This window comes from Natronobacterium texcoconense (assembly GCF_900104065.1).
In the GTDB taxonomy this organism is placed as follows: domain Archaea; phylum Halobacteriota; class Halobacteria; order Halobacteriales; family Natrialbaceae; genus Natronobacterium; species Natronobacterium texcoconense.
This window is the reverse complement of sequence record NZ_FNLC01000001.1, coordinates 59,804-72,129: the sequence shown is the minus strand read 5'-3', so window position 1 is coordinate 72,129 and position 12,326 is coordinate 59,804. Positions and strand designations below refer to the sequence as shown.

General features: G+C 64.2%; 15 protein-coding genes and 1 other RNA gene. 9 read left to right on the top strand and 7 right to left on the bottom strand.

Annotation, left to right across the window (positions count from 1 at the left end):
• Window positions 1-35: 35 nt before the first annotated feature.
• The 4 genes from BLR35_RS00390 to BLR35_RS00385 form a co-directional block, all read right to left on the bottom strand.
• The gene (locus BLR35_RS00390) at window positions 36-845 is read right to left on the bottom strand and encodes a dimethylarginine dimethylaminohydrolase family protein (RefSeq protein WP_244510159.1); all 810 of its coding nucleotides are present in this window, start codon (window positions 843-845) and stop codon (window positions 36-38) included.
• 318 nt (window positions 846-1,163) lie between these two features.
• The gene (locus BLR35_RS20465) at window positions 1,164-1,316 is read right to left on the bottom strand and encodes a hypothetical protein (protein ID WP_170830933.1); all 153 of its coding nucleotides are present in this window, start codon (window positions 1,314-1,316) and stop codon (window positions 1,164-1,166) included.
• Window positions 1,317-1,372: 56 nt separating this feature from the next.
• Complete coding sequence (locus tag BLR35_RS20460; protein ID WP_170830932.1) at window positions 1,373-1,540, bottom strand: hypothetical protein; 168 nt, start codon at window positions 1,538-1,540, stop codon at window positions 1,373-1,375.
• 111 nt (window positions 1,541-1,651) lie between these two features.
• Window positions 1,652-2,230 (bottom strand): cysteine hydrolase family protein, encoded by a 579-nt coding sequence (locus BLR35_RS00385; RefSeq protein WP_090375704.1) that lies wholly within the window; start codon window positions 2,228-2,230, stop codon window positions 1,652-1,654.
• A 115-nt stretch (window positions 2,231-2,345) separates the two neighbouring features.
• Here BLR35_RS00385 and BLR35_RS00380 point away from each other — a divergent pair, with 115 nt between their 5' ends.
• Genes BLR35_RS00380 through BLR35_RS00360 form a run of 5 tightly spaced genes read left to right on the top strand, consistent with a single transcriptional unit; the run spans window position 2,346 to window position 7,278 of the window.
• A complete protein-coding gene (locus BLR35_RS00380; protein ID WP_211704956.1) occupies window positions 2,346-3,998 on the top strand; it encodes an Hvo_1808 family surface protein in 1,653 nt (550 codons plus the stop codon).
• The gene (locus BLR35_RS00375; RefSeq protein WP_090375702.1) at window positions 3,995-5,437 is read left to right on the top strand and encodes an Hvo_1808 family surface protein; all 1,443 of its coding nucleotides are present in this window, start codon (window positions 3,995-3,997) and stop codon (window positions 5,435-5,437) included. Before BLR35_RS00380 ends, BLR35_RS00375 begins: the two co-directional genes overlap by 4 nt.
• A 30-nt stretch (window positions 5,438-5,467) precedes the next feature.
• Window positions 5,468-6,625: a nicotinate phosphoribosyltransferase gene (locus BLR35_RS00370; RefSeq protein ID WP_090375699.1), complete on the top strand. Its 1,158-nt coding sequence runs from the start codon at window positions 5,468-5,470 to the stop codon at window positions 6,623-6,625.
• A gap of 25 nt (window positions 6,626-6,650) precedes the next feature.
• The gene (locus tag BLR35_RS00365; protein WP_090375696.1) at window positions 6,651-6,920 is read left to right on the top strand and encodes a hypothetical protein; all 270 of its coding nucleotides are present in this window, start codon (window positions 6,651-6,653) and stop codon (window positions 6,918-6,920) included.
• 46 nt (window positions 6,921-6,966) lie between these two features.
• Window positions 6,967-7,278, top strand: a complete 312-nt coding sequence (locus tag BLR35_RS00360) for a hypothetical protein (RefSeq protein WP_090375693.1) — start codon at window positions 6,967-6,969, stop codon at window positions 7,276-7,278.
• A gap of 90 nt (window positions 7,279-7,368) precedes the next feature.
• Here BLR35_RS00360 and BLR35_RS00355 read toward each other — a convergent pair whose 3' ends face one another.
• Window positions 7,369-7,974: a TIGR00296 family protein gene (locus BLR35_RS00355; protein WP_090379537.1), complete on the bottom strand. Its 606-nt coding sequence runs from the start codon at window positions 7,972-7,974 to the stop codon at window positions 7,369-7,371.
• Window positions 7,975-8,073: 99 nt separating this feature from the next.
• Here BLR35_RS00355 and rnpB point away from each other — a divergent pair.
• Window positions 8,074-8,586: RNase P RNA component (rnpB, locus tag BLR35_RS00350), an RNA gene on the top strand.
• Between the two features lie 30 nt (window positions 8,587-8,616).
• Here rnpB and BLR35_RS00345 read toward each other — a convergent pair.
• Together BLR35_RS00345 and BLR35_RS00340 are read right to left on the bottom strand one after the other, a co-directional pair.
• Window positions 8,617-9,507: an alpha/beta hydrolase gene (locus tag BLR35_RS00345; RefSeq protein WP_090375690.1), complete on the bottom strand. Its 891-nt coding sequence runs from the start codon at window positions 9,505-9,507 to the stop codon at window positions 8,617-8,619.
• A gap of 54 nt (window positions 9,508-9,561) precedes the next feature.
• Window positions 9,562-10,767, bottom strand: a complete 1,206-nt coding sequence (locus BLR35_RS00340) for an outer membrane protein assembly factor BamB family protein (protein ID WP_090375687.1) — start codon at window positions 10,765-10,767, stop codon at window positions 9,562-9,564.
• 137 nt (window positions 10,768-10,904) lie between these two features.
• Between BLR35_RS00340 and BLR35_RS20455 the strand changes: the two genes are divergently transcribed.
• From BLR35_RS20455 to BLR35_RS00330, 3 genes are all read left to right on the top strand, one after another.
• Entirely contained in the window at window positions 10,905-11,081 is a 177-nt protein-coding gene (locus BLR35_RS20455; RefSeq protein ID WP_170830930.1) for a hypothetical protein, read from the top strand.
• A 164-nt stretch (window positions 11,082-11,245) separates the two neighbouring features.
• Window positions 11,246-11,824 carry a winged helix-turn-helix domain-containing protein gene (locus tag BLR35_RS00335; RefSeq protein WP_090375685.1) on the top strand — a complete coding sequence of 193 codons (579 nt, stop codon included), beginning with the start codon at window positions 11,246-11,248 and terminating at the stop codon, window positions 11,822-11,824.
• Window positions 11,824-12,297, top strand: coding sequence for a toxin-antitoxin system TumE family protein (locus tag BLR35_RS00330; RefSeq protein WP_211704955.1), 474 nt, complete (start codon window positions 11,824-11,826; stop codon window positions 12,295-12,297). The genes BLR35_RS00335 and BLR35_RS00330 overlap by 1 nt, the downstream gene beginning before the upstream one ends.
• The last annotated feature ends 29 nt before the right edge of the window (window positions 12,298-12,326 follow it).

Here is a 12,326-nt window from a genome sequence, read left to right as displayed (position 1 = left end):
GGCTTCTTCTGACCGAATCGGTCACTGTTCAGCCGTCAGGTGAGAGCGCCGAGTTCGAGTTTCAGACAGCAGACGGAGCCGCCGGCTTTCTGGAACTCGTCGGTCGGAATCGGAACGGGATCGAACCCTGCTTCGGAGAGGACGCGCTCAGTCCGGGGATTGCCCGCGCCGAGGAGGACGGTCTCGCCGTCGACGCAGTGGCAGTTACAGGCCAGTCCATTCCGGGACTCCTCGAGAGGGGCCTCGAGGACGCGGTCGAAGACCGTCCGAATCGTCGCGAGTCCGTCGGCGGTGAACGCGTCGGGCTGGATCAGGACCGTCGACGCATCGAGCGGGGCGAAACAGACGTCGAGATGGTAGTAGTGGTCGTCCGTGAGTTCGAGCGTGAGGACGGTCGCGTCGAGCCTGTCGGCGAGTTCGTCGTACACTCGCTGGTCCGTCCGGACGCCATACCCGCCCCAGAGCAATCGTTTTTCGGGGTGCCAGATGGCGTCGCCGGTGCCTTCGAACCGATAATCGGGCGCGTCGAGCACCTCGTATCCGCGGTCGTCACACCACGCCGCGAAGTGAGTCGGTTCACCCGCGCGTTCGTCGGTGGCCATCGTCGCCGGCACGACCCCTGTTCCGTCGGGGGTCGCCAGCCCGTGATTCGCACAAAAGACCATATCCGGCAAGTGGGCGGGTGAAACGGCGTCAGCGTCCTCGTCGCTGTACTCGCCGTCCTCGAGCGCCGTCCACGTCTCCGCGGGATCGAGGACGGCGACCGAGGTCGCGTAGCGCTCGTAGGCGTCCTTGAGCGTTCGCCACTGTTCCCGTGCGCGATCGGTGTCGACGCGGCCACCCATGTACGGGTTGATCCGGTACCGAACGTCGAAGTGTCGTGGGTGGGCGAACAATACCGTCGAGTGGTCGGGCCGGGACCGTATATCGGGGAGACGTACCGAACGATCGTCCGTTTCATCGCATACTTCTCCAACGTTCGTAGACATACTCCCCACAAATACGGAAGAACGTATATCGTTTTTGCCGATTGTAGATGTATTACTCGAGTTCGTTGTTGTGGCAGAAGAGGTCTTCCGCCTACCTCGACGAACGTAGACAAATCGGCTGACAAAGCGGACAGTTCGGAACTGGTTCGGATCGGCGGCCTGATAGCACTCGGTCTATCCCTCGAGGACGGTGTTTCCGTCTCTCCCGCGGGCACCGAACCAGAGTCGACCGTGCAGGTAACAGCCGATAGCTGCGACGAGAACGAAGTAGCCGTAGATCGCCAGTTCGACGGCTGGAGGGACGGCAGGGAGCGCGACGGGATCCATACGTCGCGTATCGCACCCGTAGCCGATACGTGCAGGCCTGCACGCGTTCGCGTTTTTTACGGCCGTCCTGTCGAGACCATCCAGTAGCGGATGCCGAGGTAGACGAGAACGAACCCGAAGGTGACGGCAAACAGTATATCGCCGGTCGTTGCCGCCGAAACGAGTGCGATAGTACAGAGAACGAAACCGAGGATGTACATCACCTTGAGACGACGCTCGTTCATCGACGCTCACCCGCTCTCGAGGTAAACTCGCTCATATCGACTTCTTCGAAGGAGAGGACAAAAACCCTCGTTCCTCGAGTGGGCAGGACAGCGGCGTGGCCGGTCGCCTACCTACGCGAACTCGAGGTCGTCACTGTGTTCGACCTCGCCGAACAGCCAGTCGGCGTGCTCTAAGGCGTACTCGTGGTGGTCTTCCTCGATGTAACCGATACAGTCCTCGACGAGGATCGGACGGAAGTCACGCAGGCCGGCACTACCGGCACTGTGGAGAACACAGACGTTCGCGAGCGTCCCACAGAACAGGAGATCCTTGATCCCGCGGGCGTTCAGCCAGCCCTCGAGTTCCGTCCGCTGGAAGGCGTCGTAGGTGTGTTTCTCGACGACGTGATCGGCCTCGTCGACCGGCAGTTCCTCGACGACTTCGGCCTCCCAGGAACCCTCGAGGACGTGTTCGCCCCACTGGTCGAACTCGTCGTAGTAGTAGGCATCCTCGAACTGTTCGGGTGGGTGGACGTCCCGCGTGTAGACGACCGACGCGCCGGCGTCGTCGACCCACTCGATCAGGTCTGCGATCGGTTCGATGGCCTCCTCGCTGCCCGGCGCGTACAGCGAGCCGTCGGGGTGACAGAAGCCGTTTTGCATGTCGACGACGACCAGCGCCGTCCGCTCTGGCTCGAGTTCGATGGACATGTGTAATCGTTCGAACCGGAGCGTAAAAACGTTCGCCGAAACCGCGTTCGGACGACGCCGTCCCGACCGCCGTCCTTTTTACACTCCCTTTCCTACGGGTCGGTAACACATCCCCATGACGTCGTCCCGAACGCGGTTGGTCGTCGCTCTTCTCGCGGTCGCCGTAATTGCCCTTCTCGCAGTCGTTGCCGCCGGTGTGGTGCCGTTTACGCCTGTGGAATCCGCGCTCGAGGACGGCGTCGACGACGGTCCATCGACGACCGACACCGTCGGCTACGTCGAGGGGTACTGGTACGACGACGACCTCCCCGTCGACGACCGCGACGATGCCGCACTCGAGGACGACGAACTCGAGGCCGTCGTCTACCGGTCGATGGCCCGCGTCGAGACGATCCGTGGGCTGACCTTCGAAGAGGAGGTGCCGGTCGACGTGATCGACCGCGAGGAGTTCCAGGAGCAAGACGACGTCTTCGTCGACCTCACCGAAGAGGAGGAACTGCACGCGAGCGTTACCTACGAGGCGCTTTTCATGGTCGACCGGGAGACGGACGCGGTCGGTGAAGTCGAGTCGCTCTACGGCGGCACCGTCGACGGCTACTACGATCCCGGCGAGGACCAGATCGTCATCGTCTCGGATACGCCGGAGACGCCCGAACTGGACGAGGTCGTGCTCGGCCACGAGTTACTCCACGCCCTGCAGGACCAGCACTTCGACCTGACGAGCTACGACCGCGAGACGACCGACCAGGACAACGCCAAGAACGGCCTCATCGAGGGTGACGCCGTCTGGGTCGACCGAGAGTACGAACAACGCTGCGAGGACGAGTGGGACTGCGTGCTCCCCGACGATAGCCAGCCACCGACGAGCGAGCCGAACTGGGGACTGTACTTCTCGGTCTTCCAGCCCTACAGCGACGGTCCCGAGTACGTCGACTACCTACACGAGCAAGACGGCTGGGACGCCGTCGACGAGGCATACGACGACCCGCCGGCCAGTTCCTCGGAAGTGATCCGCCCCGGCGAGGAGCGCGAACCCGCCGACGTCGCGGTGCCGGACCGCTCGAGCGACGAGTGGTCGCAGTTCGAGGTCGAAGGCGGGGTCGCGAACGAGACTATCGGCGAGGCCGGAATGGTGGCGATGTTCGCCGCCGGCGCGTTCGATCCGGCCCAGCCGTCCGTGATCGACCGCGAGGAGTTCCTCACCGACGGCGCGGGCTACGACTACGATCAGCCCTACACCGACGGCTGGGCCGGCGACGAACTCGTCACCTACGTAGGCGACGACGTCGACGCGAACGCAACCGACGACAACCTCGAGGAGACCGCCTACGTCTGGCGGACCGAGTGGACCTCGAGCGAGGACGCCGCCGAGTTCGTCGAGGGCTACCTCGAGTTGCTGCGTCTCTACGACGAGGAGGCGATCGACGACCGGCAGGACACCTACGTGATCGAAAGTGGGTATCCTGGTGCCTACTACATCGAGCAAAGCGACGACGGCGAGACCGTAACGGTCGTCCGCGCGCCGTCGGTCGACGACCTCGAGAACGTCGAGGACGGTGCAGCGCCCGAAGGCGAGGACGAACTCGAGGTCGGGTCGGTCGATATCGACGGCGACGACGACGAAACCGACGCGATACCGGGCATTGGCGGCTCCAGTGCCGGTTCGATAGCACTCGCCGTGGCGGTAGTGTCGGGGACGGGAATCTGGTTGCTCGTTCGTCGCCAGCGGGACGCGAGTGACGTCACGAACACGACCGGTGACGAATGACTCGGCGACGACTCGCGCTGTGTTCGCTCGTCGTCCTCGTCGGACTCGTCGCGCTGGCTGGCTGTACGCTCCCCGAATCGCCGGACGAGTTCGATACCGACCGCGAGGTCGGCTACGTCGGCGACTACGCCCACGACGACGAGTTCGCGTTCGACGGCGACGAACCGCTCACCGAGGCCCAACTCGAGGACGTCAAGTACCGGTCGATGGCTCGCATCGAGGTCGTTCGCGGGCTGAAGTTCCACCACGACGTCGACCTCGAGGTGATCACCAGATCGGAGTTGCGCGACCAGCGCAGCGCGAGCGAGGCGACGGCGGCCGAGAACGAACTGTGGCGCGGGACGTTCGTCGTCGACGGCGAGACCGACGTCGCGACGGCTCGAGACGACCTCTACGGGACGGCCGTTCAGGGTTACTACGTGAACGATCGGATCGTCGTCGTGACCGACGACACAGAGGAGATCAGGATCGACCGCGGGACGCTGGTCCACGAACTGACACACGCACTGCAGGACCAGCAGTTCGGACTCGCCCGTTACAGCGCGACGCTCGACGAACGGCGGGCCGAGGACGGCCTGATCGAGGGAGAGGCAAACTACGTACCGGAACTGTACGACGACCGCTGCGAGACGGACTGGCAGTGCATTCCAGAACGCGCCTCCACTGGTTCGGAACCCGCGCCCGTCGATCGGCCGTTCAACGTCGGCCTGTTCCTCTCGATCTACGCCCCCTACTCCGAAGGGCCCGCGTTCGTCGGCCACCTCCACGAGCGCGAGGGCTGGGACGCCGTCGACGACGCCTACGACGACCGGCCCGCGAGCACGAGCCAGATCATCCACCCCGAACGCTATCCCGACGACGGACCCGTCGAGGTCGATCTCGAGGATCGCTCGAGTGACGACTGGGAACCGGTTACCCGCGACGGCGAACCACACGCGGAGACCGTCGGCGAGGCGACCCTGTTTGCGACGCTGTGGGCGAACGGCGTCGTCGATCGACCGCTCACGGAGGGCGGAACGGAGCGCTCGCCGTACAACTACTCCTACCCGGCGACCGACGGCTGGGCCGGCGACGCGTTCCAGGTCTACGAAGACGGCGACCGAACCGGCCACGTCTGGCGACTCGTCTGGCAGAGCGACGAGGACGCCGACACCTTCGCCGACGCCTATCGAACCCTGCTCGAGAACAACGAGGGCGAATCCGTCGAAAACGAGAGCGTCTACCGGATTCCAGACGACGAACCGTTCGCGGGTGCCTACCGAATCGAGGTGGCGGGCGACACCGTCGAAATCGTCGGCGCGCCAACCGTCGACGACCTCGAGGCGATCGGGGGCGAGCAGACGGTAACGGACGGGACCGCAACGACCATCGATCCGCCACAGCCCGCGACCCCGGCGGCTACCGATTCCGCGACGGCGCGAGCGGCCGCAGACGGGTAGCTTTTTTATGCGCCGCTGGTAGTCGGCGATATGACGAATCCGTTCGGAACCGTCCCTGCCGAGGCGATTCTCGAAGGGGACGCAACCGACGCCTACTTCGAACGCACCCGCACGACACTCGAGAGCGCGGGAAAGAACCCTCACGTCGTCGCCGAGGTCACGGCCGACCAGTTCCCGACCGGCGAGTTCGAGGTCTTCACCGGGATCGAAGACGTCGCGACCCTGCTCGAGGGGCGGAACGTAGACGTCGACGCGCTGCCGGACGGCCAGCTGTTCGACGGCGGCCCCGTGATGCGAATCGAGGGGCCGTACCTCGAGTTCGCCGAACTCGAGACCTCGCTGCTGGGCTTTTGCTCCCAGCCCAGCGGCTTCGCGACGGCCGCACTCGAGGCGCGGGTCGCGGGACCTGACTCGCTCGTGCTCTCCTTCGGCGCGCGGCACGTCCACCCCTCGATCGCGGCGACGGTCGAACGCGCCTCGTTGCTCGCGGGACTGGACGGCTTCTCTCACGTCGCTGCAGGGGAGATTCTCGGGCGCGAGGCCGGCGGCACGATGCCCCACGCGCTCATGTTCTGTTTCGGCGAGGGCAACCAGGACGAGGCCTGGGAAGCGTTCGACGAGGCCGTCCCCGAGGACGTGCCACGGATCGCGCTGACCGACACCTTCTGGGACGAGGTCAGCGAGAGCCTGCTGGCCGCCGAGACGCTCGGCGACCGACTGGACGGCGTCCGAATCGACACGACGAGTTCCCGACGGGGCGACTTCCGACACATTATTCGCGAGGTCCGGTGGGAACTCGACGCCCACGGCTACGAGGACGTCGACGTCTTCTGTAGCGGCGGCATCGGCCCCGACGCCATCCGGAACCTCCGGGACGTCGCGGACGGGTTCGGCGTCGGCAGCCACATCACGAGCGCGCCGAGCGTCGATTTCAGTCTCGACATCGTCGAGGTAGAGGGCGAACCGATCTCCAAGCGCGGCAAGCTTTCGGGCGTCAAGCAGGTCTACCGCACCCCCGACGGCGGCCACCACGTCGCGCTCGCCGACCGCGAGAGTCCCGAAGACGGCGACCCGCTGCTCGAGCCACTGATCCGCGACGGCGAACTCGTCCGGGAGTTCGACCTCGAGGAAGCGAGCGAGCGGTGTCTGACAGACGCCGAACGAGTTGGTTTCGGTTCAACGGATTGAATAGTTCACCAGCAAACGATCTCGTATGGAGCCCTCCACGACCACGAAGCACTCTCGAAGTGTCATCGTAAACCATCTGACGGTAAAACTGATCGCCATCGGCCTCTTCGCACTGGTGGTCAACGGACTCGTCTCGATACTTTCGGATCCGGTCAGCCCGCTCGGTACCACCCTCCTGTTGCTCGGAAACGTCGCCGTCCTCTGGCTGTTCGTCGACGCCGTCTTCACCGCGTTCGACGACCTGCTCGAGTTGAAACTCGAGCAACGACTCGAGGACGAAGGACGATCATCGTGACCGAAGCTATCGGAAAGTTAACCTGATTTCGCGATGGATCCCCGCTATGGCAGCGTTCACCCCCGAGCCGACGGCGTCGGCGTTCGAACTCGCGAACTGGCTATTCGTCAGGTTCGTCGTTCTTGCCGTGCTGACGTTCTACGTCGCGATGGTCGCTTCGGAGCTACTCGTGTCGCTCGTCGGCCTCGGTTTCGAGCATACCTTTTTCGCGAGAGTCACCGTCTACCTCGCCGGACTCTGGATCGCCCTCCAGCTATGGTTCGAAGCGACGCGCGTCCTCGTCGAGACGGCGGATTCGAACGGGAGTAGCGACGGTCGGGCCAGCACCGACGGCGGAGCGGCTGACGGTTCGGCGTAGCGCCCGCTCGAGAACGGACTCCGCGAAAATACGACGGCACGAGTACCAGCAGCTACACGTCTCGAGCGCGGTGGTAAGTCTCGTCGCCGGTTAGACTTCTTCGATGCTGCCGTCGGCTGCCCGCTCACGGAAGACCTGGCCCTCGAAGAGGGTGACGACGACGTCGTCGTCCTGCCAGGCCCCCGGTGCGAGCTTGGCCTTACGGCAGGTGCGATCGAGGTATTCGCGCTCGCTCCAGCCGTTCTCGACCGGAACCGTGGGGTAGAGCCAGCCACCCTCGCCGCTACCGTCGATGGCGACGCCGTGTTTGCCGAGCTTGAGGTCGGCCACCGGGTCGTCCGTGAGGACGACGTTGTTGACCGCACAGATAGAGACAGTGAGATTCGGGAGTTCAGAGGGAGTGACCTCCGAGCCACAGGAGTCCTCGCTCGCGGCCTCGATCGCCGCGTCGACGATCACGTGACCGAGCTGGTCGTCGGATCGGTAGCCGCCGGCACAGCCCCGCAAGCTGCCCCGGCCGCGCGTCGACTCGAGGCGGACGAACGCACCCGTTCGCTCGTAGAAGGTCTCTCGCATGCTTCCCGGTTGTTCTCGTTGCCCGTGTTCCACGTAGGATTCGACGGCTTCACGCGCGAGTTCCACGGCGCGCGCCCCGTCTTCGTAGGATAGGTCGACGCCCTGTCGCTGCTGGGACATACAGATGCACATGGGAACACCGCTCCTAAAACGCTTCCATTCCGATCCGGCTGTAACGGCGACCGGGGGACTTATTCGGCCGAAGGACTTAGGAAAGGTGGGAGAGAGAGCCTGGCTGCCGCGACGGAGGTGCCGGAAACGGTCCCCCGTCCAACGTGATTCATCCTTCGGGATGTGTCACGCCCGCGAGGAAAGTCCCCCCACCTGTTCGGGCAGGTGACCGGGCGCAAGTCCGGAGCGGGAGACCGCTGGCTCTGGAACAGAAACGACACGTCTCGGCCCGACCGATGATGCGCGCGAACCCGACCGAAAGGAAGGGGAGATAACCCGCAGAGGGAGTGCAGTCGATATCTCGTGGTTCGAATCCACGAATCGCGAGCGCGGTTCGACGCGTCTCCGACGCGAGAACCGCGACCAAGTGAGACGGCGCGAGCCGTCGAACACGCAGGCGCGATTGACTGCACCCGGACGGCCGAGGAGCGATGGAACGGCGAACCCTCACCGGTGCAAGTCCGTGCCGTGGTAGCCCGAACGTCCCGCGGTTTCCGCGGAACGGCACGGACGCTCAGCCGAATGCCGGGACGAACAGAAGGGGGCTTACTCCTCTCACCCGCTTTTCGTACCTGAGTGGCCACACTCGAGTCACTCGAAGTCGTCGACGACCCGTGGCACACAGCCGACGTCTGGTTTCGCGTAATCGCAGTGATCGTCGACCGTATCGGTCACGTCGACGTCCGTGTACTCCTCCGGCGTCGTCCCCTGATCGTCGGTGAACAGGCTCCCGGTACAGTCGGCTCCGCCACAGCCGAGGCCGCTCGAGAGCGACTGGACGTCGTAGCCGTAACAGACGCTGTCGTCGTCTCCCGAATGGTAGTTGTAGACGTCGGCCCCGCTGGTCGCGATGCCGTAGGCGTATCGGCCGTCCGTACAGACCGAATCGTCGTCCGCGGCGGTGCCGAGGAGGGCGACGCTCTCGACGGCGGTGTCTTCCAGTGCCAGCAGCGTCTCGAGACAGACTCGTCCACCGAGCGAGTGACCGACGAGGCGAATCGTCGCGTCCTCGGTATCCGCCACCGTCGAGAGCCAGGAGGCGAGTCGCCGACCTGCCGTCTCCGTTCGCCCTTCCGCTCGCCAGTAGTTGAGCGTGTCCGCCTCCCAGGACGCCGCGACGACCGGCGCGTCGTACGCCTCGTCCTCGAGCGCCTGCTCGAGCGTGTACGCCTGGTCCGTGCTCGTCTCGAGCCCGAGCCAGCCGTGGACGTAGACGGCGAATTCGTCCTCGTCCTCGAGGGCGTCGACGTTCGACGCGGTCGGATTCGAACTCGTAAGATCGATCTCGGGATACTCCGCGGGCGCGTCCAGCCAGTCGTCACAGCCGGTGAAGCCCGCCGCCGAAGCCGAGTCGGTCGCAGCACCGAGACCCGCGACGCCGACGCTCGCACCCGCCACCGATCCGAGCAGGTGGCGTCTACTGACTCGACTCGAGTTCTCCTCGTCGCCGTTGCCGTCCGTTCGGGCGTGCGGTTCGCTCACGGTTCGAGTGAGGACTCGAGGCGAGTAGGCCTCGTGCAGGCAGCTTCCGGTATCCTAGGAGAACACGAGCAACTCCGCGGTGTCGTCGCCCTCGAACCGACCGACGTCCGTCGTCACGAACAGCCTCCCATCGGCTGCGGTAACGTAGTTGACATCGCCTGTTCTCTCGCGCTCGAACCGCTTCCCGCCGATCCGTAGCGATCGAATCCCGTATCCGCCGCCGACGTCGAACGCACGGAGCCGATCGCCGCCGACGTACACCGTGTCGCCGACGATAATCGGCGGATTCCGGGAACTACGTCCGACGTCGACGCGCCAGCGTTCGTCACCGTCGTTCGCGTCGAGCGCGTACAGCGTCGAACCCGACCGAGCGAAGACGGTCCGGTGGCCGATCGCGAGGCCGTCGTTTCCGAACGCGTGGAGTTCCGTTCGCCACTCACGTTTGCCGCTGAGATCGAAGTAAGTGACCGAGCCGTCACCGCCCGCGACCGCAACGCCGTGACCGACCCGGCGGTCACTCGAGGTGAGGACGATCGGCGCGCTCGAGATGCCAGCCTCGATCGTCCGTCGCCACTCGATGCGGCCTTCCCAGCGGTTGATCCGGTACAGTTCCCCGCCCCTGGTCGCGACGAACAGCCAGTCCGCGTACTTCGCGATCACGTAGCTTGCGATCCCGAGCAGTTCCTGCTCCCACAGTTCCTCGCCGCTCTCCGCGTCGAGCGCGTGGACGGTATTGCCGCCAGCCACGTACACCCGACCGTCGTCCGTGTCCGTTACCGTGAGGGAGCTATTGCTGATGATCCGCTCGAGGTCGAACGACCAGTCGACCTCGCCCGTCTCGAGATTTCGAGCCGTCAGCGTCTCGCGTTCGGGGACGTACGCTGTATCGTCGAACACCGTCGGCGAGCCATAGTAGGAGTAGGGCTCGTTCTCGGGATTGATCGACCAGCGTCGTTCTCTCGTCTCTCTGTCGAACGCGACGACGTCGCGCCCCGTGTTCACGAGAACGGTGTCGTCGGTCACGATCGGTTCGCCCGTCGCCATGCCGGACTCGAGGTCGACCGACCACTCGACGTCCGGGTCGTCCCGTGGTGCCGCGCCGTCGGAGATGGTTCTCGAGTTCCGGAGGTCCGCGCCGACGGTGGTCCACGCGTAGTCGTCGTCGGTTCCCGGCTCGTCGGTACGACTCCCGAGACAGCCGGCGACTGCCGCAGTGCTCGCGGCTCCGACGCCGAGGAGGAGTTCGCGTCTGGAGGGCATTCAGTACGAATCGTTGACGTTTCGAGATGAGCGTTGTGATTCCTGGGCCAAGACCCGTCGAGCCACTACATGGTGAGTAGTTTACTGGTCGGCCAGAATTCATATTCACCTGGGTTCGAAACCGCTGGGCTATCAGTATGTCAGAAAAGGCCACTGCCACCGCTGTCGACCAGTTCAACGAACTCCCCGAGGGAACGCGACTCGTGGTCCTGTTGCTCGCATATGGTCTCGTCGGCGTCGGCCTCGTCTACGCCCTCGGTATTGATGGGGGCAGCATAGGCGGGTTCACCGGACTTGGCGGCGTGTCGACGTAGAGTCGAACGAGTCTCCTCGAGATAGACTCACCCGCGTTAGCTAACGAATTCAGTAGTTAGTGCAATTTAGTCGAGACAGTCGGGCAGCTTGCGGCCGTGAAAGAAAATATAGCTATCTATAGGAAATCTATTTTTTGTTCCAGGCCGTACCCGGTAGCAGACCAATGCCCGAGGAACCGCTCTGGGAAGGCAACGTGAACGATGCAGTCGTCGACGAGTGGAAAGCGGAGACGTCTCCGTTCGACCGCGTCAAGGAGGTGCTGCTCGAGACCACGTCGTACCAGTACGCGAAGTCGATCGCCAAACGTGCGAGGGTGAGCGAACCCAGTGCTCGAAAGCACCTGAACACGCTCGCCGAAGCGGGATACGCCGATACCGACGACGCCGGGAAAGGAACGAGATACAAACGCTCTCGAGAGACCGTCGCGATGAGTCGGATTCAGGAGTTACACTCTGAGCTGACGAAAGACGAACTCGTCGACGGCATCCGAGACCTCAAATCACAGATCCGGCAATTCCAGGACGAGTACGATGCGATAGACCCAGACGAACTCGCGGTCGAACTCGAGGCCGACGACGGCGACGGCTGGACCGCAGTCTCGAGGTGGCGAGCGCTCGAGGAGAACCTGAAACTCGCTCAGGCAGCCCTCTCGCTGTACGACTTCGATCCCGACGGCGAAAGCGGTTCGGCCTCGGACTCCCGTGGTTCGTTCGCGAACGACGCCGGTGATCTCCCTGCCTAATGACCGACGGTACACCGGGAATCCCACCGAAAGAGCGCAGTAGCGATCTCGGGACGCCGGATGTAAGCGTGATGCGGCGTATCCGCGATCTATTCGCTGGGGAAGAACCGCTCGTCGAGACGGCACAGTTCGACAGCGTCCTCGACCCACAGGAAGTCCGGATCTGCTTCGCCGACGGAATCGGTGCTGCGGACTGGTGTCGGCTCGACGTGACGTGGTACACGTCGGGAGCCTATCGATTCCACTACGTCGACGAAACCGGCGTGAACTGGCGCTTCGACAACCATCCGAATCCACACTCTCCCCTACGACACTTCCACGAACCACCCGACGCCGAACCCGATACTGCTGTCTCGTCCTGTATCGAGGTCGAGGAATCGCGACTCGTTGCTCGAGCCGTGCTGAAACTGTGGCGACGTGCCTACGAGCACGACGACTTCGAACATCTCAACGTGGCGGACAATCCACCGTAGAAGCGTCCTGACGGAGTCCAACGCGAGCG

Excerpts from the sequence above, each read along its gene's own strand:
- BLR35_RS00365 (WP_090375696.1), top strand. The coding sequence starts at position 6,651 with ATGGAGCCCTCCACGACCACGAAGCACTCTCGAAGTGTCATCGTAAAC.
- BLR35_RS00380 (WP_211704956.1), top strand. The coding sequence starts at position 2,346 with ATGACGTCGTCCCGAACGCGGTTGGTCGTCGCTCTTCTCGCGGTCGCC.
- BLR35_RS00375 (WP_090375702.1), top strand. The coding sequence starts at position 3,995 with ATGACTCGGCGACGACTCGCGCTGTGTTCGCTCGTCGTCCTCGTCGGA.
- BLR35_RS00335 (WP_090375685.1), top strand. The coding sequence starts at position 11,246 with ATGCCCGAGGAACCGCTCTGGGAAGGCAACGTGAACGATGCAGTCGTC.
- BLR35_RS00355 (WP_090379537.1), bottom strand. The coding sequence starts at position 7,974 with ATGTCCCAGCAGCGACAGGGCGTCGACCTATCCTACGAAGACGGGGCG.
- BLR35_RS00390 (WP_244510159.1), bottom strand. The coding sequence starts at position 845 with ATGGGTGGCCGCGTCGACACCGATCGCGCACGGGAACAGTGGCGAACG.
- BLR35_RS00370 (WP_090375699.1), top strand. The coding sequence starts at position 5,468 with ATGACGAATCCGTTCGGAACCGTCCCTGCCGAGGCGATTCTCGAAGGG.
- BLR35_RS20465 (WP_170830933.1), bottom strand. The coding sequence starts at position 1,316 with ATGGATCCCGTCGCGCTCCCTGCCGTCCCTCCAGCCGTCGAACTGGCG.
- BLR35_RS20460 (WP_170830932.1), bottom strand. The coding sequence starts at position 1,540 with ATGAACGAGCGTCGTCTCAAGGTGATGTACATCCTCGGTTTCGTTCTC.
- BLR35_RS00340 (WP_090375687.1), bottom strand. The coding sequence starts at position 10,767 with ATGCCCTCCAGACGCGAACTCCTCCTCGGCGTCGGAGCCGCGAGCACT.
- BLR35_RS00360 (WP_090375693.1), top strand. The coding sequence starts at position 6,967 with ATGGCAGCGTTCACCCCCGAGCCGACGGCGTCGGCGTTCGAACTCGCG.
- BLR35_RS00330 (WP_211704955.1), top strand. The coding sequence starts at position 11,824 with ATGACCGACGGTACACCGGGAATCCCACCGAAAGAGCGCAGTAGCGAT.
- BLR35_RS20455 (WP_170830930.1), top strand. The coding sequence starts at position 10,905 with ATGTCAGAAAAGGCCACTGCCACCGCTGTCGACCAGTTCAACGAACTC.
- BLR35_RS00385 (WP_090375704.1), bottom strand. The coding sequence starts at position 2,230 with ATGTCCATCGAACTCGAGCCAGAGCGGACGGCGCTGGTCGTCGTCGAC.